We start from the raw sequence: 22,780 nt of genomic DNA, 5'->3' as shown, positions 1-22,780 counted from the left end.
CTCCTCGTGACCTCAGTCCTTCGCTACCTTGATGAGTGCCGCATCGATGCGTTTCAAGGCCTCGTCGCGTCCGGCCAGGTACACCGTCTGGGAAATGTCCGGGCTGACCTGGGTGCCGGTAATGGCCACGCGCAGCGGCTGGGCGATCTTGCCCATGCCCAGTTCCAGCGCCGCGGCGGCGTCATGCAGCGCCTGCGCGACCGCCTCGACCGTCCACTCCGGCAGCGCGGCCAGCAGTTCGCGCGCCTTGCCCAGTGGCGCTTCGGCGCCGGCCTTCAGGTGCTTGGCCACCGCCGCCTCGTCGTACTGCTCCAGCGGCAGGTAGAACACTGCCGCCTTCTCGGCCATTTCCTTCAGCGTCTGCGCACGGTCGCGCAGCGCCACCACCACGTCCGCCGGCGCCGGGCCGGCGGCGACGTCCAGGCCGAGCTTCTGCAGATACCAGACCAGGTGCGGCGCGACCGTCGCCGGGTCGTCGCTCTTGAGGTAGTGCTGGTTGATCCAGCCCAGCTTGGCCATGTCCAGGCGCGCGGCCTTGGAGTTGCAGTTGCGGATGTCGAACAGATCGATCAGTTCCTGCCGGCTGAAGATCTCCTGGTCGCCATGCGACCAGCCCAGCCGCGCCAGGTAGTTGAGCAGCGCATGCGGCAGGTAACCCATGTCCTTGTACTGCATCACGTCGGCCGCGCCGTGGCGCTTGGACAGCTTGGCGCCCTCCTCGTTGAGGATCATCGGCATGTGGCCGAACCTGGGCACCGGCGCGCCGAGCGCCTTGTAGATGTTGATCTGGCGCGGGGTGTTGTTGACGTGGTCGTCGCCGCGGATCACCTCCGTGATACCCATGTCCCAGTCGTCGACCACCACGGCGAAGTTGTACGTGGCCCAGCCGTCCGGGCGGAAGATGACCATGTCGTCCAGCTCGCTGTTGGCGATCTCGATCCGGCCCTTGATCAGGTCGTCGAGCACCACCACGCCATCGAGCGGATTTTTGAAGCGGATGACCCGGTTGGGGTCGTCGCGATACGGCAGGCCGAGGTCGCGCGCGGCACCGTTGTAGCGCGGCTTCTCCTTGGCGGCCATCGCCGCCTCGCGCATGGCCTCGAGCTCTTCGCGGGTCTCGTAGGCGTAATAGGCCTTGCCCTCGGCGACCAGCTGCTCGGCCACTTCGCGGTAGCGGTCCAGGCGATCGGTCTGGTAGATCGGGCCTTCGTCGTAGTCCAGCCCCATCCAGTCCATCGCCTCCAGGATCGCGTCGATCGCGCCCTGGGTGCTGCGCTCGCGGTCGGTGTCCTCGATGCGCAGGATAAACTTGCCGCCGTTGTGGCGCGCCTGCAGCCAGCTGTAGAGCGCGGTGCGCGCGCCGCCGATGTGCAGGTAGCCGGTAGGACTGGGAGCGAAGCGGGTGCGGCAGGTCATGGGAGGCCCCGATCGGAGGTGTCAGGGGATTTTACCTGCCTGCGGCATGGATCGGTTCTGCCCCCTACAATCCGGCCATGCCCACGCTCTTCGTTTCCGACCTGCACCTGGATCCGGCCCGGCCGGAGGTCACCGCGCTGTTCCTGCGTTTCCTGCGCGAAGAGGCCGCGTCGGCCGACGCGCTGTACGTGCTCGGCGACCTGTTCGAGGCCTGGATCGGCGACGACGATCCTTCGGAAACCGGCGACGCGGTGGCCACGGGGCTGCGCACAGTCGCCGACGCGGGCGTGCCGGTGTACTTCATGCACGGCAACCGCGACTTCCTTGTCGGCCGCGACTACGCACGCGGCGCCGGGATGCGCCTGCTGCCCGATCCGGCCGTGGTGTCGCTGTACGGCGAACCGGTGCTGCTGATGCACGGCGACCTGCTGTGCAGCGACGACACCGCCTACCAGGCGTTCCGCGCGCAGACCCGCGACCCGGACTGGCAGGCGCGCTTCCTGGCGCAGCCGCTGGCCGCGCGCCAGGCGTTCGCCGCGCAGGCGCGCGAGGCGAGCATGGCCCGGCAGCGACAGATGATCGAAGGCGACCGCGCCGGCTTCGAAGCCGTCACCGACGTCACCCCGGCGACGGTGGAAGCCACGCTGGCGCGCTACGGCGTGGCCACGCTGGTCCACGGCCACACCCACCGCCCGGCGATCCACGAACTGCAGGCCGGCGGCCGTGCCTGCCGCCGCATCGTGCTCGGCGACTGGTACGAGCAGGGCTCGGTGCTGCGGGTCACTCCCGACGGCTACGCCCTGCAGTCGCTCGCCCCATTGTAGGAGCCCACTTCAGGGGGCGACCCGATCCCGTCGGAAGGCGCCGCATTCAACGCATCCCCTCCGGATCAGCCGCGTTTACCGCGGCCGCATCCAGCCGCCTCGGGTCGCCCCCTGAAGTGGGCTCCTACAGGGGGCCTGCGTCAGGCACCCGATTGCGCGGCTTCGACGTATTCCAGCGACGCCAGTTCATCCTCGTCGAACCCCGCCAGCAGGCGTGCCTCGATGTTGAACGGGCCGCGCAGGTAGCCACCGGCGTATTCCTGCAGCAGCTCGCGGAAGCGCGCCCGCGGCTCGACCCCGGCGCGTTCGCAGTACCAGCGGTACCAGCGCGAACCGGCGGCCACGTGCGCCACCTCCTCGCGCAGGATCGTCTCCAGGATCTCCACCGTGCGCATGTCGCCGAGCGAACGCAGGCGCTCGATCATGCCGGGCGTCACGTCCAGCCCGCGCGCCTCCAGCACCCGCGGCACCAGCGCCATCCGCGCCAGGCCGTCGTGCGCGGTCTTCTCGGTCATCTGCCACAGGCCGTTGTGCGCATCGAAATCGCCGTAGTCGTGGCCGAACTCGCGCAGCCGCTCACGCAGCAGGGTGAAGTGCCGCGCCTCGTCATCGGCCACCTGCACCCAGTCGCGATGGAAGTCCGCGGGCAACCCGCGGAACCGGTACACCGCATCCCACGCCAGGTCGATCGCATTGAGTTCGATGTGGGCGATGGCATGCAGGAACGCCGCACGCCCCTCGTCGCTGCCCAGCCCGCGCCGTGGCACATCGCGCGGATGCACCAGCCGCGGCCGCGGCGGCCGCCCGGGCATGCGGATCGGCTCCGGCGGCGGCGCATCGACAGGCGCCTGCAGCTCGCCGCGCGCGAAAGCAGCCGCATGACGATGGGTCAACGCGACCTTCTCCGCCGGATCGGCGGCAGCCAGGCACTCTGCGGCGGCTTCGAACAGGGAAATCATGGAATCGACACCACTAGTGGAACCCCAGACGACGCGTCACCGACGCCTACCACCCATCCAGCCCGCGCACCTGCCCATAAACCACCCGCCACGCCGGAGGCGTCGTGGTGCGATGCCTGCCGACGGGAAGTCAAGGAGGAGGAACCGGCTTCACAGGTTCCGGGGGACATGAGCGGCGGCAGGCATCGCACCACGACGCCCCCGCGCACCATCAAGACGCCGCGCGCCGCTTCTTCTTCGCCTCGTCCGAACGCTGCTGCTGGATGCGCTCGAAGTAGCCCGGGTCGATCCCGGTCACGTACCTGCCGTCGAAGCACGAGGAATCGAATCGCGCCAGCTCCGGGTTGCCCTCGCGCACCGCCGCCTCCAGGTCCTCGAGGTCCTGGTAGACCAGCCAGTCGCAGCCGAGAAGCTTCTCGATTTCCTCGATGCTGCGGCCATGCGCGATCAGCTCGTCGGAAGACGGCATGTCGATGCCGTAGATGTTGGGGTGGCGCACCGGCGGCGCCGCACTGGCCAGGTAGACCTTGCGCGCACCGGCATCGCGCGCCATCTGCACGATCTGCTGGCTGGTGGTGCCGCGCACGATCGAATCGTCGACCAGCAGCACCACCCGGTTGCGGAATTCCAGGTTGATCGGATTGAGCTTGCGCCGCACCGACTTCACCCGCTCGCCCTGCCCCGGCATGATGAAGGTGCGCCCGACGTAGCGGTTCTTGATGAACCCCTCGCGGTACTTCACCCCCAGCACGTTGGAGATCTCCAGCGCCGCGTCGCGCGAGGTGTCCGGGATCGGGATGATGGTGTCGATGTCGTGATCCGGGCGCAGGCGCAGGATCTTCTCGCCCAGCTTCACGCCCATGCGCATCCGCGCCTTGTGCACCGAGACATTGTCGATCATCGAGTCGGGGCGGGCGAAGTACACGTACTCGAAGATGCACGGCGCCTGCTCGGCCGGCGGCGCGCAGACCTCGGCGAACAGTTCGCCGCGCGCGGTGATCACCACCGCTTCGCCGGGCACCACATCGCGCACGCGCTCGAAGCCGAGGATGTCCAGCACCGCCGATTCGGAGGCCACGATGTACTCGATGCCCTCGTTGTGCTCGCGCCGGCCCAGCACCAGCGGGCGGATCCCGTGCGGGTCGCGGAACGCGACCAGGCCCAGGCCCAGCACCACGCTGACCACCGCGTAGCCGCCCTGCACCCGGCGGTGCACGCCGGCCACCGCGCGGATCGCCGCTTCCGGCGTCAACGCACGCTGCAGGTCCAGTTCGTGCGCGAACACGTTCAGCAGCACCTCGCTGTCCGAACCGGTGTTGATGTTGCGGCGGTCCTGCGCGAACACCTGCTCGCGCAGGGCCTCGGTGTTGGTCAGGTTGCCGTTGTGCGAAAGCGCGATGCCGTAGGGCGAGTTGACGTAGAACGGCTGCGCCTCGTCCATGCCCTCGGAGCCGGCGGTCGGGTAGCGGCAGTGGGCGATGCCCACGCGGCCTTCCAGCACGCTCATCGCCTTGGGGTTGAACACATCGCGGACCAGGCCGTTGTCCTTGTGCACGCGCAGGCGGGTACCGTCGGCCGTGGCGATGCCGGCCGCGTCCTGGCCGCGGTGCTGGAGGACGGTCAAGCCGTCATAGAGCTGGCCGGCAACGTTCTGGTTGCCGACGATTCCGACGATGCCGCACATGGTCCTGTGTTCTCCGCAGCGGTCTCAGCGACCGGGGACAGAAGGGGTTTCGGGTGGCGGCTCCGCGCCGGGAGGAGGTCCGTCCTCGCCCTCGGGAATGGGAACGGGCAGCGCTGCGGTGATGGTTTCGACCACCACGCCGACCCGATCGAGGACGCCATTATCGCCGCTCGCGCGGCCGTTGCCAAAATCCAGCTCCCGGACAGTCCATTCCGGCAGCCAGCGCGCCATCCACTTCGCTCCGGGCAGAAGCACGGCCACGGCGCGGGATTCGGACCAGCCGCGTTCCTGCGGCAGTCCGCTGAACGCCATCAGCAGCACCAGCATGCAGGCCACCAGGGCGCCGCGGGCCAGGCCCAGCAGCAGCCCCAGGAACCGGTCCACGCCCGACAACCCGACCGAGTGCACCAGCTTGCGCACCACCCAGCCGACCAGGCCGACCACCACCAGCACGCCGATGAACGCCACGATGTAGCCGCCGAGCAGTTCGGTCGCCCCCGGCACACCGTCGTCACTGAACCAGAACGCCAGTTCCGCGCCGTACCGGAACGCGGCCCAGCCCGCGCCGAACCAGGCCACCAGCGAGGCGACCGCGCCGACCAGGCCGCGCACCGCGCCCAGCAAGGCCGAGGCGGCGATCACCACCAGCAGCACCAGGTCGATGGAGTTCACGCGGCGCACCCTCCCCGGGCGTCGGCGGCCCGGGTCACGGGTGCGGCACCACCATGCCGGCGCCGAAGCCACCGGCCAGGCGCGCCTTCAGCTGATCGGCCTCGGCACGGCTGGACACCGGACCGACGCGGACCCGGTTGAGCGTGCCCTTGTCGGTGCTTACCGGCTGCACGATGGCGCTGTAGCCGGCCGCACGCAGGCGGTCGCGCAGGGCGTTGGCCTCGGCGGCGCTGGCGAAGGCGCCCATCTGCACGGCGAAGCCGACACCGGAAGCGGCTGGGGCGGAACTGGCGGCCGGTACGGCTGCGGCCGGCGTGGCCTTGGCCGGGACCGGTGGTCCCTGCTGCGCGGTGGCGGCGGGCTTTGGCGCCGCGGCCGCCGGCCTGGCCGGTGCGGGATCGGGCGGCAGCGCTTCGGTGCGGGTGGCCGGCGCGGCGCTGGTGGCGACGGACTGGCTGGATGCAGGCTGGCGCGCAACGGGCGGGCTGGTGGCCGGCACGCGGGCCGTGGATGCGGCAGCGGCCGGCGATGGGGTGGACCCGGCGGCGGGCGTCGCCGCGGCATCGGCCACCGCGTCCAGCGCGATCACCTGCGCGTTCACGTCGTTGCGGATCCGCACCGCCTGCAGGCGGCCGGCCTCGGCCAGGGCGCGGTCGGGGTACGGCCCGACGCGCACGCGCCAGGCCTGGCGGCCGTTGAGCGTGGCCTCTTCGCGGAACCCGTCCAGGCCAGCCTGGCGCAGCCGCGAAAGCACGGCATCGGCGTCGCGGGCGCTGGCATAGGCACCGAAGCTGACCGCCCACTGCCCTGCGGCCACCGCCGGGTCGGTGCGCTCCGGCGCTGCGGCCGCGGCCGGCGCACCGGTGGCGGGAGTGGCGGTCGAAGTCGTGGCTGCCGGCGCCGGCAGCACCAGTTCGCCGGCCCGGTCGGGACCGAGCAGCGGCAGCTCGCGGGTCTCGTACTCGCCACCGGGCGTCGCCGGGACGCGGGTGGAGACGTCGCCCACGCCACTGTCGGGCGCCGGGCCCTGGACCAGCATCGGCAGGAAGATGACCGCCAGCGCGACCAGCACGGCGCCACCGATCAGGCGTTGTTTCAGCGTGGTATCCACTTCGGCTCGGGGCAGCGCGGCGGGAATGCCGCGGGGATTATAGGGCGCCGCATCGCGGTGATGCCGTCATCGGCCTGAACGCAGCATCGCGATCGCGGCGGCCGCGGTGTGGAACGAGCCGAACACCAGCACCCGGTCGCCGGGCCGCGCTGCGGCCAGCGCACGCTGCAGCGCCGCCTGCACCGACCCGTCGCGGCTGCCCGCGGCTGCGGCCGTGCCGGCCAGGCGTGCGGCGAACGCATCCACGTCCTGCGCGCGCGGCGTGCCCTCCAGACCGGCCAGATGCCAGCGCGACACTGCCGGCGCCAGCGCTTCGACCATCGCCGCGGCGTCCTTGTCGGCCAACGCGGCGAACACCACGGCGGTGGCACCGGCGGGCGGATCGGCGCGCAGCCATTCGGCCAGCCCGCGCACCGCCTGCGGGTTGTGGGCCACGTCGACCACGACTTCGATGCCGTCGCGCCCGAAGCGCTGCAGCCGGCCCTGCACCTGCGCCGCCGCCACGCCCTCGGCGAACGCATGCTCCGGCAACGCGCGCGGCAGCGCACGCAACGCGGCGATCGCACTGGCGGCGTTGGCCCGCTGCGCCGGCGCCGCCAGTTGCGGTCGCGGCAGCAGCAGCTCGGCACCGACCTCGCGCCAGCGCCAGTGCGCCGCGTCGACCGCTTCGTGGAAGAAATCGTTGCCCGACTGGACCACGCCGGCGCCGATCGCATAGGCATGCGCCAGCACGCTCGACGGCGCGTCCACCTCGCCCAGCACCAGCGGTTTCCAGGCGCGGGCGATCCCGGCCTTCTCGCGCCCGATGGCCTCGCGGTCGCCGCCCAGCCAGTCGGTATGGTCGATGTCCACGGTAGTGATCACGGCGACATCGGGATCGATGATGTTGACCGCATCCAGGCGGCCGCCGAGCCCGACCTCCAGTACCGCCAGGTCCAGTCCACTACGCTGGAACAGCCACAGCGCGGCCAGCGTGCCGTACTCGAAATAGGTCAGGGGGATGTCGCCGCGCGCGGCCTCGACCGCGGCGAAGGCAGCCGCCAGCGCGTCGTCATCGGCCTCTTCGCCGTCGATGCGCACGCGCTCGTTGTAGCGCAGCAGGTGCGGCGAGGTGTACACGCCCACCTTCCAGCCGCCGGCTCGGGCGATCGCCTCGACGAAGGCCGCGGTCGAGCCCTTGCCGTTGGTGCCGGCGATGGTGACGACCTGCTGCGCAGGGCGCTGCAGGCCCAGGCGCTCGGCGACCCCGCTCACCCGCTCGAGCCCGAGTTCGATCGAACCCGGATGCTGCTTCTCGATGTATTCCAGCCACTGTGCAAGTTCCATGGCGACAGCCTAGCGTTTCGCCGCCGGAGGCACCGCGGCCGGCACGACGCACCCCGCGCGGGATGCGCGTCTACAGTGCCCGGTGCCGGGCTTCGCCGAAGAACGGCGTGTGGTGGGCGCAGTCGTTCAGGCGCACCACCTCCAGGTTCTCCACGTCCGGGCCTTCGAGCAGGTTGAGCGTGGTCGGTGCCTGACGGAAGGTCCACAGCTTGCCGATCGGCAGGCCCAGGATCCGGCACAGCAGCACGCGGTTGACCGCGTCGTGCGCAACCACCAGCAGGGTGTCGTCGTCGCCCAGGCCCTCGCCGGCGCGGGCCAGGCCGCGCCAGGAACGGTCCAGCACCTGGCGCAGCGATTCGCCACCGGGCATCAGCACCGTGTCCGGTTCCTCGCGCCAGGCGCGCAGGCGCGCCGGGTCCTTCTCGCCGATCTCGGCGGCGAGAAGGCCTTCCCACTCGCCATGCGCGATCTCCTGCAGGTCCGGGTCCAGCTGCAGCATCGACGCGCGCTGGTCGCCCAGCGCGAATTCGGCGGTACGGCGCGCGCGCGACAGCGGCGAAGCGACCGCGTGCGTGATCGCCAGTCCGCCCAGGCGCTCGCCGAGCGCGCGGGCCTGCGCTTCACCGACCGGCGAAAGCGGGATGTCGATCTGGCCCTGGTAGCGGCCTTCGGCGTTCCACGGCGTTTCGCCGTGGCGGGCAAGCAGGATGCGCATGCAGCAGTTCCGGTCTGGGGGGCGTTCCGTGTCCGTTCCGGTTTCCGGAATTCCGGGGACCAGACGCGAGGACGGGAGCGGATGATACCCGCTCCCGTCCCTCGGGCCGGCATCGCGCCGGAATCGCGTGCGGCGTGCACGCGATTCCCGGCCCGCGCGGGTGCGTCACTCGCACCCGCGGGACCGCCGGCATCACTTGCCGACGTTCATTTCCTCCAGCAACTGCGGTGCCGGGAACACCTCCTGCATGATCCAGCGCATGTAGCGCTGGTCCACCGAAATCATCCGGGTCATGGACGGGTCGAACACCCAGTTCGAGGCCACCGACTCCCAGTTGCCGTCGAAGGCCAGGCCGACCAGCCTGCCCTGCGCGTCCAGCACCGGCGAACCGGAGTTGCCGCCGGTGATGTCCAGGTCGGAGAGGAAGTTCACCGGCACCGAACCCAGGCGCGGATCCTCCAGCCCGCCGGTGCGACCGTCCGCGACCGCGTCCAGCAGCGCCTTCGGCGAATCGAACGGCTCCTCGCCGGTCTCCTTGGCGACCACGCCCGGCAGGGTGGTGAACGGGGTGTACTTCACGCCGTCGCGCGGCACGTAGCCGGTGACGTTGCCGAAGGTGATGCGCAGCGACAGGTTGGCGTCCGGGTAGACGAACTCGCCCTGGCTCTTCTTGTAGTTGGCCAGTGCCTGCAGGAACACCGGGCGCGCGGCCAGGTTTTCGCCGGCGCGGGTCTTGCGCTCCTGCTCGATCCTGAGCAGGGTCGGCATCACCGCCACCGCGTACTGGATCGCCGGGTCGCTGCTGGCCTCGAACGCGGCGCGGTCGGCGGCGAACCACTTCAGGCGCTCCCCGGTGTCGCCCAGCTTCGTCGTGGCCAGGCGGTCCAGCGCGCGCTTCACCGCCGCCGCGTCGTTGCCGCCGAGCCACTGGTCGACCGCGGCCACGCGCTGGGCGGCTGGCAGTTTCAGGTACTCGTTGAGCCAGTACTCCTGCAACTGGCGGTCCATCGAGGCTACGTAGCGGCGCTCGAGCTGCTTCAGGCCGCCCTCGATCGCCGGCAGGTCGCGTTCCTGGTAGCCGGACTCGCGCTCGGCGTTGGGCTTGTCGCGCTCGATCGACAGCCGGTACAGCTGGGTCGCCGCGCCGAGCATGGCGGTGTTGTTGAACATGCCCAGCGCCAGGTCACGCTCGCGGGTTGCCTTGGCCTGCTCCAGCAGCGCGACGAGCTGCCCGTGCGCGGCCAGCGCATCGCTGCCCTTGGCGCCCTGCCCTTCCAGCCAGGCCAGCACCGCCGCTTCCCCGGCATGCTTCTGCCCGGCCGCGTCGATGCGCTTGAAGCCGTCCAGCTGGCCTTCGTAGTTCTTGCGCACGTTGTTCCAGCTGGCCATGCTGCTGGCGTACTTCACCTTCACCTGCGGATCCTTCCTGCCGGCCGCCTCGACCAGCGCGATCTGCCTGGCGTAGTGCGCACCGATGGTCGGATAGGTCCACGTCGCGGTGTTGTCGAATTCGGCGGCGAGCGCATAGCGGTTGGTCGAGCCCGGGTAACCGGCGACCATGACGAAGTCGCCCTCGCCCAGCGGCTTGTCGGCGATCTTCAGCCAGCGCTTGGGCTGGTAGGGCACGTTGTCGGCCGAGAACGCCGCCGGCTTGCCGTCCTGGCCGACGTAGGCGCGGGAGAAGGCGAAGTCGCCGGTGTGGCGCGGCCACATCCAGTTGTCGATGTCGCCGCCGAACTTGCCCACGCTGCCCGGGGGCGCGTAGGCCAGGCGCACGTCGCGGATCTCGAGGTTCTTGAACAGGCGGTAGCTGTTGCCGCCGGCGAAGCTGTACAGGCGGCAGCGGAAACCGGCCTCGGCCTCGCATTCGGCGATGAGCTTCTTCTCGAAGGCTTCCAGCGCCCTGGTGCGGGCCAGCGCATCGTCGCCGGCGGTGGCGATCGCGACCTTGGCGTCCACGGTCACATCGGTGATCTGGTCGAGTACGAACACGCGTGCGTTCGGCCCGGCGCTGACTTCGTCGGCCGGGGCCGGCGCGTTGAAGCCGTCGCGGATCAGGTTGTTCTCCGGGGTGGAGTTGAGCTGGATCGCGCCGTAGGCGCAGTGGTGGTTGGTCACCACCAGGCCATTGGGCGAAACGAAGCTGGCGGTGCAGCCGCCCAGCGCCACCACCGCGCCCATCGGGTCGCCGGTCAGGTCGGCCAGCTGCTGCGGCGAGAGCTTCAGCCCCGCCTTCTTCAGCGGACCGGCGATCTCCGGCAGTTGCTGCGGCACCCACATGCCTTCGCCGGCCCAGGCGGCGGGAGCGGCGGCCAGCGCGGCCAGGACGGAGGCGGAAAGCAGGCGAAGGCGCATCTGGACGGTTCCATGTGAAAGGACCCCGGATTCTAAGGTGCCCCGCTCCGGCCCGGCCCGTGACCTTCGACACGGGCGGCCCCGGCGCCGGGAATCCGCGCAGCCATCGGCCCCCACTCCGGTTTCGCCCGCAACCTATAATGTGCGCCCTTTCCCCTGTCCCGAGGTTGCAGACGATGGCCCGTACGATGAAGGCGCTGGTCAAGCGCGAAGCGGCCAAGGGCCTGTGGATGGAGGAAGTGCCGGTGCCGGTGCCCGGCCCCAACGAGATCCTGGTCAAGGTCGAGAAGGCCGCCATCTGCGGCACCGACCTGCACATCTACCTGTGGGACGAATGGGCCCAGCGCACCATCCGCCCCGGCCTGGTAATCGGCCACGAATTCGTCGGCCGCGTCGCCGAGCTGGGCCCGGGCGTGTCCGGCTACAAGGTCGGCCAGCGCGTCTCGGCCGAGGGCCATATCGTCTGCGGCCACTGCCGCAACTGCCGCGGCGGCCGCCAGCATCTGTGCCCGCACACCTTCGGCATTGGCGTGAACCGCGACGGCGCCTTCGCCGAATACATCGTGATGCCGGCCTCCAACCTGTGGCCGATCCCCGACCCGATCCCGTCGGAGCTGGCCGCGTTCTTCGACCCCTGCGGCAACGCGGTGCACTGCGCGCTGGAGTTCGACGTGGTCGGCGAGGACGTGCTGATCACCGGCGCCGGCCCGATCGGCATCATCGCCGCCGGCATCTGCAAGCACATCGGCGCGCGCAACGTCGTGGTCACCGACGTCAACGACTTCCGCCTGAAGCTGGCCGCCGACATGGGCGCCACCCGCGTGGTCAACGTCGCCAACCAGTCGCTCAAGGACGTGATGAACGACCTGCACATGGAAGGCTTCGACGTCGGCCTGGAGATGAGCGGCAACCCGCGCGCGTTCAACGACATGCTCGACTGCATGTACCACGGCGGCCGCATCGCCCTGCTCGGCATCCTGCCCAAGGGCGCCGGCGTGGACTGGGACCGGATCATCTTCAAGGGCCTCACCGTGCAGGGCATCTACGGCCGCAAGATGTACGAGACCTGGTACAAGATGACCCAGCTGGTACTGGGCGGCTTCCCGCTGGGCAAGGTGCTCACCCACCAGCTGCCGTTCGAGGAGTTCCAGCAGGGCTTCGACCTGATGGAACAGGGCAAGGCCGGCAAGGTCGTCCTCGGCTGGACCTGACCACACCCGCGCGCACCAGGGTGTAGACCAGAAAAAAGGCGCCTTCCGGCGCCTTTTTCCCCTTTGGACGAAAAGCGGCACGCAGCCGCATCCCGTCACATCCCGTAGCTGAGCGTCAGCACCACGCGGTCGTCGCCCAGCTCGCCGAAATTGGCCTCGCCGTCGCTGTCGGTGCCGACGTAGCCCAGCTTGGCGCTGAAGTTGCCCCAGGCCTTGCTGACGCTCACGCCCCAGTCGAGGTAATCGCGCGCCACGCTGCTGTCGAACACGCTCTTGCCGGCGTTCACTTCGATCGCGTAGTCGGACGGCAGCTCGAAGGTCTTGGCCGCGCCGAAGTACCAGCCATCCTCGCCGGAGGCCCACACATCGTTGCTGTAGGTCCCGGTCAGCGCGAACGAACCGGCGAAGGTCAGCACGGTGTAGAGCTCGTTGTAGGCCAGGTCGCTGCCGTCGCCGCCCAGGTAGTTGTAGCGGTTGAGCATCACGTCCAGGTTGACGAAGTCGTCGCCCAGGTCGGTGTTGTAGCCGATGAAGGTGTCCAGCTCCACGTCGGGGCCACCCGAACCGAAGTCGACGTTGGAGCCCCAGGCGCCGACGTAGAAACCGGAATCCGCGCTCCAGGTGAGGCCCGCCTGCAACGCCGGGCTTTCGTCGGTCTGCGACGCACCACGGAACACGTAATCGGAAACCAGGTCGACCGACCAGGTGAACGGCGAGGAAGCTTCCTCTTCCTCGGCCAGTGCGGCGAACGGAAGGGCGGACAACACAACGGCGAGCGAAACGGCGAGCTTGAACGGCTTCATCCTGCATCTCCTGTCGTGGGGGCTGTTGCGGGGCGGGGAACCGTGGGCATTCCGCAACTGCGCTCACGGATTCACAAATAATTAACCAGCCCGATACTGCGTTGCAACATTGCCCGCCGTCAAGTGCCGGAAACGGGGTCGGACGCGCCTCCCGGGCACGCCATCGGGGACGAGACGGCAGCAGGGCGAGCCCCGCTCTACGCGGCGGGGAAGGCGCCGAAGCGCACCGGCAGCACGTCGACCCTGCTGCCCGGCGGATGCACGCGCTCGGCATCGACCGGCAGCTCCAGTTCCACCTCCTGGCCCTCGCCCTCTTCCAGCCGCGCACGCAGGCGCAGGCGCGGGCCGCTGCGCTGGCTGGCCACGATGGTCGCCGGCCAGCCGCCCGTGCCCAGGCGCAGGTCCTCCGGGCGCACGAACAGGTCCAGCGGACCATCGCCCGGTGCGGCACCGGCATGCGTGGAACCGCCGGCCGGCAACGACAGCCCGGCGACCTCGATGCGGTCGCCCTGGCGGCGGCCGCGCAGGCGGTTGACCGCGCCGACGAACGAGTACACGAACGGCGACGCCGGCCGGTCGTAGGCATCGGCCGGCGTGGCCAGCTGCTCGATCCGGCCGTGGTTGAGGATCGCCACGCGGTCGGCCAGCTCCAGTGCCTCTTCCTGGTCGTGGGTGACGAACACCGTGGTCAGCCCGGTCTGCTCGTGCAGCTGGCGCAACCAGGCGCGCAGGTCGCGGCGCACCTGCGCGTCGAGCGCGCCGAACGGTTCGTCCAGCAGCAGCACGCGCGGCTCGATCGCCAGCGCGCGCGCCAGCGCCACGCGCTGGCGCTGGCCGCCGGACAGCTGCGCCGGATAGCGCCCGCCCAGCCCCTGCAGCTGCACCAGCGACAGCAGCTCCTCGACCCGACTGGAGATCCTCGCCGCCGGCCAGCGCTCGCGACCGCGCCGCACCTGCAGGCCGAAGCCGATGTTGTCGGCCACGGTCAGGTGCCGGAACAGCGCGTAGTGCTGGAACACGAAACCCACGCGCCGCTCCTGCACGCTCAACCCGGTCGCGTCCTCGCCGCCGAACAGCACCCGGCCCGCGTCCGGATGCTCCAGCCCGGCGATCACCCGCAGCAGCGTGGTCTTACCCGAACCCGAAGGCCCCAGCAGCGCCAGCAGCTCGCCTTGGCGGATCTCCAGGTCGATGCCGGCCAGCGCGGCGAAGGCGCCGAACTTCTTGTCGAGGTGTTCGATCCTGATCGCCATGTCTCTTCCTCAGTGGCGGTGGTTGGCGGCCAGCGATTCGCCATGGCGCCATTCCAGCCAGGTTTTCAGCACCAGCGTGACCAGTGCGCTCAGTGCCAGCAGCGAGGCCGCGGCGAACGCGGCGCTGTAGGCGTATTCGTTGTAGAGGATCTCCACATGCAGCGGCAGCGTGTTGGTGCGGCCGCGGATGTGGCCCGACACCACCGACACCGCGCCGAACTCGCCCATCGCCCGCGCCCCGCACAGCAGCACGCCGTACAGCAGCGCCCAGCGGATGTTGGGCAGGGTCACCCGCCAGAACGTCTGCCAGCCGTTGGCGCCCAGGCTCAGCGCGGCCAGTTCCTCGTCGGCGCCCTGCTGCTCCATCAGCGGCATCAGCTCGCGGGCGATGAACGGGAAGGTCACGAAGGTCGTCGCCAGGACAATGCCCGGCAGCGCGAACACGATCTTCGGCAGCTGCAGGTGGAACTGGCCGAGCAGCGGCAGGCTGAAGTCCCAGCCCTCGTCGACCAGCGGCCAGGCCCAGCCCTGCGCACCGAACACCAGGATGAAGACCAGGCCGGCCACCACCGGCGACACCGCGAACGGCAGGTCGATCAGGCTCACCAGCCAGCGCTTGCCCGGGAATTCGTGCTTGGTCACCGCCCACGCCGCTGAGACGCCGAACACCAGGTTCAGCGGAACCACGATCGCGGTGACCAGCAGGGTCAGCCGGATCGCGGCCAGCGCATCCGGCTCGGTGACCGCGCGCGCGAACGCCTGTACCCCGCCGCGCAGCGCTTCGGCGAACACCAGCAGCAGCGGCAGCAGCAGGAACGAAAGCAGGAACGCCAGCGCCAGCAGGACCAGCGACACCTGCACCCAGCGCGGCTCGGTGGTCGGCGAGGCCGGCTTGGCGGGACTGCGTTCGCGGCGGCGCACGCTCACCTGTCCACCTTCGACAGCGAGGACGCCGGCCAATGTATCACCCATGTCAGCCTCCTCCCCTGCGCTCGCCGCGCACCAGGCGCGCCTGCAGGGTGTTGATCAGCAGCAGCAGCGCGAACGACAACAGCAGCATCGCCACCGCGATCGCGGTCGCGCCCGCGTAGTCGAATTCCTCCAGCTTGATCGTGATCAGCAGCGGCGCGATCTCCGATACCTGCGGGATGTTGCCGGCGATGAAGATCACCGAGCCGTACTCGCCCACGCCGCGGGCGAAGGCCAGGGCGAAGCCGGCCAGCACCGCCGGCCAGGCCGCCGGCAGCACCACCCGGCGCACGGTCTGCCAGCGACCGGCGCCGAGCGTGGCCGCCGCTTCCTCCAGCTCGCGCTCGACCTCGGCCAGCACCGGCTGCACCACCCGCACCACGAACGGCAGGCCGATGAACACCAGCGCCACGGTGATCCCCAGCGGCGTGTACGCGACCTTGATCCCGATCGCTTCCAGCCAGCGGCCGATCCAGCCATTGGGCCCGTACAGCGCGGTCAGGGCGATGCCGGCCACCGCGGTGGGCAGCGCGAACGGCAGGTCGATCATCGCGTCGAACAGGCGCCGGCCGCGGAACCGGTAACGCACGAACACCCACGCCACCAGCGTGCCCATCACCGCGTTGAACGCCGCCGCCGCCAGCGCGGTGCCGAAGCTGACCTTCAGCGCCGCCAGCACGCGCGGCTCGGTCCAGATCCGCCACAGCCCGTCCCAGCCCAGCTGCGCCGAATGCAGGAACACGCCCGCCAGCGGGATCAGCACGATCAGGCCCAACCAGGCCAGTGTGTAGCCCAGGCTCAGGCCGAACCCCGGCACCACGCGGCGGCGGCGCGCACGCACGGCCACGCCGCCCGGAGGCGGCGTGGCAGGTTCGCGCAAGGCCGGGGTGGCGCCCATTACCGGCTCCACGGCTGCAGGGATCGGCCAGGGCTCACTTCTTCGCCTGGATCTGGTCGAACACGCCGCCGTCGGCGAAGTGCTTCTTCTGCGCCGCGGACCACGAACCGAACACCGCGTCGAGGGTCACCAGCTCCACCTTCGGGAAGCGGGCGATGTCGGCCGGGTCGGCGTGCTGCGGGTGGCGCGGGCGGTAGTAGTGCTTCGCGGCGATCTTCTGCCCTTCCGGCGAGTACAGGTACTCCAGGTAGGCCTGGGCGACCTCGCGGGTGCCATGCTTGTCGACGTTGCGGTCGACCAGCGCCACCGGCGGTTCGGCCAGGATCGACAACGACGGCACCACGATGTCGAACTTGTCCGGTCCCAGCTCCTCGATCGACAGGAACGCCTCGTTCTCCCAGGCCAGCAGCACGTCGCCGATGCCGCGCTGGACGAAGGTGGTGGTCGAGCCGCGCGCGCCGGTATCGAGTACCGGCACGTTGCGGAACAGCGCGGCGACGAAGTTGCGGGTCTTCTCCTCGTCGCCCTTGAAGATCTTCAGGCCATAGGCCCAGGCGGCCAGGTAGTTCCAGCGCGCGCCGCCGGAAGTCTTCGGGTTGGGCGTGATCACCGACACCCCGGACTTGAGCAGGTCCGGCCAGTCCCTGATGCCCTTCGGATTGCCCTTGCGCACCAGGAACACGATGGTCGAGGTGTAGGGCGTGCTGTTCTCCGGCAGGCGCTTCTGCCAGTTGGCCGGAAACAGTTTCGCGCGCTCGGCGATCGAGTCGATGTCGTAGGCCAGCGCCAGGGTGACCACGTCGGCCTCCAGGCCGTCGATCACCGCGCGGGCCTGTTTGCCCGAGCCACCGTGCGAGGTCTCGATCGCCACCTTCTGGCCCTGGGTCGCCTGCCAGTGCCTGGCGAAGGCGGCGTTGTAGTCCTTGTACAGCTCGCGGGTGGGGTCGTAGGACACGTTGAGCAGCTGCGCGTCCCTGGCGATCGCGCCGGCCGCCAGGACCAGGCCGAACACGGCCGCGCCGAGGCGGATCGCGGACCCGCGGAGTGGGAAGTTCTTCATGTGCATGCTCCGGTTGTGGGGTGGCAGGTCAGAACGCGACCTGCAGCCGGGTGAACACCGCCTTCTCGTCCGTGCGGTCGGCGCCGGCGGCGGCACCGCCGTCGAAGCCCGTCTGCAGGTAGTTGGCGACCAGTTTCAGGTTGCTGTTGAGGTACCAGTTGACGCCCACCGTCCAGGTCTGCGCGCTGCGCGCGGCCACGGCCGGGTCGGCGAACAGCGGGAACGCACCGTCGTCCACGTCCAGTTCGCCGTAACGCCCGACCAGCTCCCAGGCGCCCCAGCCGCCCTTGCCGGGGCTGAGCGGGCGCGAAGGCTTGACCACGCCGCGGTACGAAGCGTCCTCGCCGGTGAGCACCCAGCTGGCGGTGGCCTGCCAGGCGGTGTTGTCCAGTTCGGCCGTGTCCGCGCCCAGGCGCACTTCCTGCGCCGACTCGATGTACTCGGCGAGCAGGCCGAAGCGGTTGCGATAGTAGTAGGCCTGCGGCGACCAGCGGGTGCGGCGGCCATCGGCGGCCACCGTGCCGCGGTAGTTGAAGAACTGCACCTGGCCCGGCGTGCGGTAGCGCGGCAGGAAGTTGTTGCCGCTGCCATGGGTGTCGCCGACGCTGGCGCCGATGCCGAAGCCCAGCCCCGACCACGCGCTGGCGTCGTTCCTGAAGGGTTCGAAGAACAGCCGCGCGCCGTACTCGAAGTCGTCGTCCGGATTGGTGCTGGGCGCATCGCGGCCGTCGACCGCGCCGTTGTACACGCCGATGGCGTAGCTGGCGCGGCCGCCGCCGAGGTCGCCCTGCAGCTGCACGCCGATGTCGCGGTTGGGCGCCAGTTCGCTGGCGATGCCGCGCTCGACCGCCGAAAGCGCCGAGGACGACTGCAGCCGCTCGAGGCCGACCGGCGAGGTGAACTTGCCCAGGCGCACGGTCGCGGCCGGCGAGAACTTCAGGTCGGCGTAGGCATCGACGATGGTCGCGCTGTCGCCGGCGAATTCCGGGGTGAAGCGGTAGCCGACCCACTTGCCCAGGGTGCCTTCGAAGATCGGACGCGCGGTGCGCAGCAGGAAGGTGTCGTTGGTGCCCGCCGGCACGCCGCTGTTGTAGAAGCGGCCGTCGCCCTGCAGCAGGCCGCGGAAACGGAGCTCGTAATCGCCGCTGGCCGACTTGAACGAGGCGCCCTTGTCGTTGACCGCGACCACCGGCGCCTCCTTCTCCTTCGCCACCCTCGCCTCTTCCTGCAGTTCGAGGTTGCGCTCCAGCACCCGCAGGCGCTGGTCCAGCGCGGCCAGGTCGAGCGTGGTGGCGCCGTCGGCCTGGTTGGCGGCCTGGCCACCGTAGCGCTGCTCCAGCGCCTCCAGGCGGCTCAGCAGCTCCTCCACCGTGGGCTTCTTGCCCTGGGCGAAGGCCGGGGCCGCCAGCGCGCAGGCCAGCGCTCCGGCCAGCCAGGCCACCGGTGTACCGCCCGCGCCTCGTCCTTCATTGCGTCGCTGCATGGAACCGCTCCCACCTGGGTTGGGCCTGCTGGCCGGATGCGAGGATATTCCCTATTCAGGTTCGGCGCGGGAAATGAATATGGGGCGCGCCCTTATAGCGGATCAGCATTAAGCCAGCGTCGCCTGCGCCGACCCGCTAAAATCCCCGTTTTCCTTTTCCGATAAGGATTTGCGCCATGTCCGACGCCGCCCTCGCCCGCTATGCCACGCAGCTGGAGGGCCTGCGCGAACAGGGCCTGTTCAAGGCCGAGCGGGTCATCACCAGCCCGCAGTCGGCCGAGATCGAACTGGCCGACGGCCGCCGGGTGCTGAACTTCTGCGCCAACAACTACCTGGGCCTGGCCGACCACCCCGACGTGATCGCCGCTGCCAAGGCGGCGCTGGACAGCCACGGCTTCGGCATGGCCTCGGTGCGCTTCATCTGCGGCACCCAGGACCTGCACAAGCAGCTGGAGAAGACCATCGCCGGCTTCTTCGGCACCCAGGACACGATCCTGTACGCGGCCTGCTTCGACGCCAACGGCGGCCTGTTCGAACCGCTGCTGGACGAGAACGACGCGATCATCTCCGACGCGCTCAACCACGCCTCGATCATCGACGGCGTGCGCCTGTGCAAGGCCCGGCGCTACCGCTACGCCAACTGCGACATGGCCGACCTGGAGAAGCAGCTGCAGCAGGCCCGCGCCGATGGTGCGCGGACCGTCATGGTCACCACCGACGGCGTGTTCTCGATGGACGGCTTCATCGCCCCGCTGGACCAGATCACCGCGCTGGCGAAGAAGTACGACGCACTGGTCCATATCGACGAATGCCACGCCACCGGTTTCCTCGGCGCGAGCGGCCGCGGCTCGGCCGAGGTCAAGGGCGTGATGGACAAGGTCGACATCTTCACCGGCACCCTGGGCAAGGCGATGGGTGGCGCGCTGGGCGGCTTCACCACCGCGCGCGCGGAAATCATCGAACTGCTGCGCCAGCGCTCGCGCCCGTACCTGTTCTCCAACTCGCTGCCGCCGCACGTGGTCGCCGCGGGCATCAAGGCGGTCGACATGCTGGCCGCCGCCGGCGACCTGCGCACCCGGCTGCAGGAGAACACCACGTACTTCCGCGAACGCATGGCCGCGGCCAGCTTCGACATCAAGCCCGGCACCCATCCGATCTGCCCGGTGATGCTGTACGACGCCCCGCTGGCGCAGAAATTCGCCGCGCGCCTGCTCGAGGAAGGCATCTACGCGATCGGCTTCTTCTTCCCGGTGGTGCCGCAGGGCCAGGCGCGGATCCGCACGCAGATGAGCGCGGCGCATACCCGCGAACACCTGGACCGCGCGATCGATGCGTTCACCCGGATCGGCCGCGAACTGGGCGTGATCGGCGGCTGAGTCATCGCGGCGCGGCGGCCGCCCCCACCGCTCAGCGGCCGCGGGGCGGGGTCGTCGTCACGGCGACGGGATCCTTTTCCTCTTTGGCCCCGGCCTTGGCCTTGCCGGTCGCGCTCGAGTTCGCAGCGCCGGTTGCCTTCGTTGCCTTCGCGGCACCGGCGGTCTTCGCAGTTGCCGCAGGCCTCGACGAGGCGTTGGCCACCGGCGTCGCGCCCTTTGCCGCTGACTTCGCCGTGCCGCCGGCCTTGGCTGCGTTGCCCGAGGCGCCCTGCGAAGCCGCCACCACCTTGCCGCCCTGGACCCGCAACCCCTTCGCCTTCAGCCACGCATCGAAGTCGTCGGCGGTCATGCGCTTGCCGTTCTGGACCATGTGGAAGCGATGACCATAGCGGTCGTCGGGCTTGGCGACGGCTGCCGGTGCCGGCTTTGCGGTGGTGGCCCTGGACTCCCGCCCCGCGCAGGCGGCCAGCACGAGCGTCGCGAGCGCGAGCGCGAACAGCTGGAATCCCCGGATACGTGGACGCATGACGCAACTCCCCGCGGTGTAGACGGGGGGACTCTACGGGCTGGAGGCGCCGGAAAACCGTCGCGGTTCGGGATCTGTGGACCGGTTCTCAGCTGGCGACCGCTCCGGGTCGCACAACCTGCGCCAGCGCATCCCGTTCCGCCGCGCCGAGCGGGCGCCATGCGCCCTTCGCCAGGGTGCCCAGCTGCAGGCCACCGATCGCCACCCGCACCAGCCGCAGCACGCCGACGTCGAAGGCGGCGAGCAGGCGCCGGATCTGCCGGTTGCGGCCTTCGTCCAGCACGATCTCCAGCCAGGCATTGCGCGTGCCGCTGCGCAGCAGCGTGGCCGACTTCGCACGCAGGCGGGCGCCGTCGGCATCGTCTTCCACACCCTCGCGCAAGGCCCGCAGCAGGGCGTCGTCGGGCACCCGGTCGACCTGCACGTGGTAGGTCTTGTCCGGCCCGGTGCGTGGATCGAGCACCGCGGCCGCCCACTCCGGGTCATTGCAGAACAGCAGCAGCCCCTCGCTGGCCTTGTCCAGCCGCCCCACCGGCGCCAGCCAGGGCAGGCCCGATCCTTCCAGGCAGCGGTAGACGGTGTCGCGGCCACGCTCGTCGCGCGCGGTGGTGACCAGCCCGCGCGGCTTGTTGAGCACCAGGTAGTGCCGCTGTTGCGGCGGCGGCGCCCCGGCGCCGTCGATGCGCACGCGGCGCATACCGTCGTGCAGCGGATACTCGGGATCGCGGACGATGCGTCCGTCCACGCGCACGCGGCCTTCGCCGATCCAGCGCGCCGCCTCGCTGCGCGAACACAGCCCCGCCTTCGAGATCACCCGCGCCAGGCCATGCCTGCGCTGCGGGGCGCCAGCGGCACCTCCGCTCACGCGCGGCGGGCGTGGACGGGAACCCTTCCCGTCCATGCGCGCGGTACTAGTTCTTGCCGGGCGTGGTCGCCGGTGCGGCGGGCTGCGCCGCCGGGGCCGGCGCGGTGTCGGCGCGGCGGCCGGCACTGTAGCCGTTGGCCTTGAGCCACGCGTCGAAATCGTCGGCGGTCATGCGCTTGCCGTTCTGGGTCATGTTGAAGCGGTACGGCGTGTTGTCGTACTGGGTCTTGGGCTTGTAGGCCGCCGGGTCGCCGGGGTTGGCTACCGCGCGCGCTGCCGGCAGCGCCTGGGCGATGTCGCGGCAATTGACGATGCGCAGGCGCAGCAGCACCCGGTCCAGCGACTGCGCCGCGTCGGCCGGCTGCGCCAGCACGCCGCTGGGCATGCCCAGCTGGGAATGCCGCGACCCCAGTTCGGACGCGACCGGGACGGCGACCGTCGCCGGCAACGCCAGTGGCCCCTGCACCAGTGGACCGCGGCAATCCTGCGCGGCGTTGGCGATGGCCGGGACGGTGACAAGGGCCAGCAGGCCGGCGGTGGCGAAGGCGCGCATCGTTGGATTTCCCACGGAACAGATGCGACCGAGTGTAGGTAGTGGGGGCATCCGATACAAGGATGGCCGGCACGTATTGCGGCGGCCACCGCGCACAAAAAAACAAGGCCCGGCAGATGCCGGGCCTTGTGGTACTGCAGCTTGGCGTCCGGTCAGTTCTGGACGTTCAGCTCGGTGCGGCGGTTGGTCTCGCTCTTGCAGCCCGGCATGGTCTGCGCGGTCGGCTCCAGCGGACGGCTCTCGCCGTAGCCCACCGGACCGGCCAGGCGCGAGGCATCGATGCCGTTGCTGGTCAGGTACTGGTAGACCGCGGTGGCGCGACGCTCGGACAGCTTCTGGTTGTAGTCCTCCGGGCCGCACAGGTCGGTGTGGCCAGCCACTTCGACGCGCAGTTCCGGATAGCGACGCAGGATCTCCGAGGCTTCGCCCAGGATCTCCAGCGCGTCAGGACGCAGGGTCGCCTTGTCGAAGTCGAAGTTCACGCCCTTCAGGTCGATGCTGATCGGGGTGGTCGGCGGCTCGACCGGCGGCGGCGGCGGCGGCGGCGGGGCCGGCGGTGCCGGGGCCACCGGCGGCGGACCCCCCGGGGTCACCAGGGCGGACGAGGCCAGACCGTCGCCCGAACCGTCATCGGTTGGGGCGCTGACGCCTCGATCAGCGGCAACCGTGCGGGAGGGCCAGTCGGCGCGCACGGCGAGACCGGCGTGGTCAGGGGCGGGGG

General features: G+C 70.3%; 21 protein-coding genes. 3 read left to right on the top strand and 18 right to left on the bottom strand.

The window, feature by feature from the left end; genetic code table 11:
- Positions 1-12: 12 nt before the first annotated feature.
- Positions 13-1,416 carry a glutamate--tRNA ligase gene (gltX, locus tag CSC64_RS10390; protein WP_162435255.1) on the bottom strand — a complete coding sequence of 468 codons (1,404 nt, stop codon included), beginning with the start codon at positions 1,414-1,416 and terminating at the stop codon, positions 13-15.
- A gap of 77 nt (positions 1,417-1,493) precedes the next feature.
- On the opposite strand from gltX, the gene lpxH reads away from it, so the two are divergent.
- Positions 1,494-2,240 carry a UDP-2,3-diacylglucosamine diphosphatase gene (gene lpxH, locus CSC64_RS10385; RefSeq protein WP_162435254.1) on the top strand — a complete coding sequence of 249 codons (747 nt, stop codon included), beginning with the start codon at positions 1,494-1,496 and terminating at the stop codon, positions 2,238-2,240.
- A gap of 140 nt (positions 2,241-2,380) precedes the next feature.
- Here the strand turns inward: lpxH and CSC64_RS10380 are convergent, their stop codons facing one another.
- From CSC64_RS10380 to CSC64_RS10350, 7 genes are all read right to left on the bottom strand, one after another.
- Positions 2,381-3,199 carry a ferritin-like domain-containing protein gene (locus CSC64_RS10380; protein ID WP_162435253.1) on the bottom strand — a complete coding sequence of 273 codons (819 nt, stop codon included), beginning with the start codon at positions 3,197-3,199 and terminating at the stop codon, positions 2,381-2,383.
- 211 nt (positions 3,200-3,410) lie between these two features.
- The gene (gene purF / locus CSC64_RS10375; RefSeq protein ID WP_162435252.1) at positions 3,411-4,883 is read right to left on the bottom strand and encodes an amidophosphoribosyltransferase; all 1,473 of its coding nucleotides are present in this window, start codon (positions 4,881-4,883) and stop codon (positions 3,411-3,413) included.
- Between the two features lie 24 nt (positions 4,884-4,907).
- A complete protein-coding gene (locus CSC64_RS10370) occupies positions 4,908-5,555 on the bottom strand; it encodes a CvpA family protein (RefSeq protein WP_162435251.1) in 648 nt (215 codons plus the stop codon).
- 34 nt (positions 5,556-5,589) lie between these two features.
- Positions 5,590-6,666 carry an SPOR domain-containing protein gene (locus tag CSC64_RS10365; protein ID WP_162435250.1) on the bottom strand — a complete coding sequence of 359 codons (1,077 nt, stop codon included), beginning with the start codon at positions 6,664-6,666 and terminating at the stop codon, positions 5,590-5,592.
- 66 nt (positions 6,667-6,732) lie between these two features.
- Positions 6,733-7,992, bottom strand: coding sequence for a bifunctional tetrahydrofolate synthase/dihydrofolate synthase (gene folC / locus CSC64_RS10360; RefSeq protein ID WP_162435249.1), 1,260 nt, complete (start codon positions 7,990-7,992; stop codon positions 6,733-6,735).
- A 70-nt stretch (positions 7,993-8,062) separates the two neighbouring features.
- Positions 8,063-8,707 (bottom strand): histidine phosphatase family protein, encoded by a 645-nt coding sequence (locus CSC64_RS10355; RefSeq protein WP_162435248.1) that lies wholly within the window; start codon positions 8,705-8,707, stop codon positions 8,063-8,065.
- A gap of 192 nt (positions 8,708-8,899) precedes the next feature.
- A complete protein-coding gene (locus tag CSC64_RS10350; RefSeq protein WP_162435247.1) occupies positions 8,900-11,062 on the bottom strand; it encodes a S46 family peptidase in 2,163 nt (720 codons plus the stop codon).
- A gap of 176 nt (positions 11,063-11,238) precedes the next feature.
- Here CSC64_RS10350 and tdh point away from each other — a divergent pair, with 176 nt between their 5' ends.
- Positions 11,239-12,273: an L-threonine 3-dehydrogenase gene (tdh, locus tag CSC64_RS10345; protein WP_162435246.1), complete on the top strand. Its 1,035-nt coding sequence runs from the start codon at positions 11,239-11,241 to the stop codon at positions 12,271-12,273.
- 95 nt (positions 12,274-12,368) lie between these two features.
- Here the strand turns inward: tdh and CSC64_RS10340 are convergent, their stop codons facing one another.
- The 6 genes from CSC64_RS10340 to CSC64_RS10315 form a co-directional block, all read right to left on the bottom strand.
- Positions 12,369-13,076, bottom strand: coding sequence for a TorF family putative porin (locus CSC64_RS10340; RefSeq protein ID WP_162435245.1), 708 nt, complete (start codon positions 13,074-13,076; stop codon positions 12,369-12,371).
- A gap of 197 nt (positions 13,077-13,273) precedes the next feature.
- On the bottom strand, positions 13,274-14,329 hold the full coding sequence (locus tag CSC64_RS10335) for a sulfate/molybdate ABC transporter ATP-binding protein (protein ID WP_162435244.1): 1,056 nt from the start codon (positions 14,327-14,329) through the stop codon (positions 13,274-13,276).
- A gap of 9 nt (positions 14,330-14,338) precedes the next feature.
- Positions 14,339-15,301 carry a sulfate ABC transporter permease subunit CysW gene (cysW, locus tag CSC64_RS10330; RefSeq protein WP_162435243.1) on the bottom strand — a complete coding sequence of 321 codons (963 nt, stop codon included), beginning with the start codon at positions 15,299-15,301 and terminating at the stop codon, positions 14,339-14,341.
- Position 15,302: 1 nt separating this feature from the next.
- Positions 15,303-16,196 (bottom strand): sulfate ABC transporter permease subunit CysT, encoded by an 894-nt coding sequence (cysT, locus tag CSC64_RS10325; RefSeq protein ID WP_274381670.1) that lies wholly within the window; start codon positions 16,194-16,196, stop codon positions 15,303-15,305.
- 34 nt (positions 16,197-16,230) lie between these two features.
- Entirely contained in the window at positions 16,231-17,256 is a 1,026-nt protein-coding gene (locus CSC64_RS10320; RefSeq protein WP_162435242.1) for a sulfate ABC transporter substrate-binding protein, read from the bottom strand.
- A gap of 28 nt (positions 17,257-17,284) precedes the next feature.
- Positions 17,285-18,739: an OprO/OprP family phosphate-selective porin gene (locus CSC64_RS10315; protein WP_162435241.1), complete on the bottom strand. Its 1,455-nt coding sequence runs from the start codon at positions 18,737-18,739 to the stop codon at positions 17,285-17,287.
- 176 nt (positions 18,740-18,915) lie between these two features.
- Here CSC64_RS10315 and kbl point away from each other — a divergent pair, with 176 nt between their 5' ends.
- Positions 18,916-20,115, top strand: coding sequence for a glycine C-acetyltransferase (kbl, locus tag CSC64_RS10310; protein ID WP_162435240.1), 1,200 nt, complete (start codon positions 18,916-18,918; stop codon positions 20,113-20,115).
- 31 nt (positions 20,116-20,146) lie between these two features.
- Here the strand turns inward: kbl and CSC64_RS10305 are convergent, their stop codons facing one another.
- From CSC64_RS10305 to CSC64_RS10290, 4 genes are all read right to left on the bottom strand, one after another.
- Positions 20,147-20,641: a hypothetical protein gene (locus tag CSC64_RS10305; RefSeq protein WP_162435236.1), complete on the bottom strand. Its 495-nt coding sequence runs from the start codon at positions 20,639-20,641 to the stop codon at positions 20,147-20,149.
- An 88-nt stretch (positions 20,642-20,729) separates the two neighbouring features.
- Complete coding sequence (locus tag CSC64_RS10300; protein WP_162435239.1) at positions 20,730-21,542, bottom strand: pseudouridine synthase; 813 nt, start codon at positions 21,540-21,542, stop codon at positions 20,730-20,732.
- Between the two features lie 10 nt (positions 21,543-21,552).
- Positions 21,553-22,059, bottom strand: a complete 507-nt coding sequence (locus CSC64_RS10295; protein ID WP_162435238.1) for a hypothetical protein — start codon at positions 22,057-22,059, stop codon at positions 21,553-21,555.
- 152 nt (positions 22,060-22,211) lie between these two features.
- Positions 22,212-22,780: OmpA family protein (locus tag CSC64_RS10290; RefSeq protein WP_162435237.1), on the bottom strand; the 569-nt coding region annotated here is incomplete at its 5' end.

The organism is Pseudoxanthomonas koreensis, assembly GCF_010093225.1.
Classification (GTDB): Bacteria; Pseudomonadota; Gammaproteobacteria; order Xanthomonadales; family Xanthomonadaceae; genus Pseudoxanthomonas; species Pseudoxanthomonas koreensis.
This window is presented reverse-complemented; position numbering and strand designations above follow the sequence as displayed.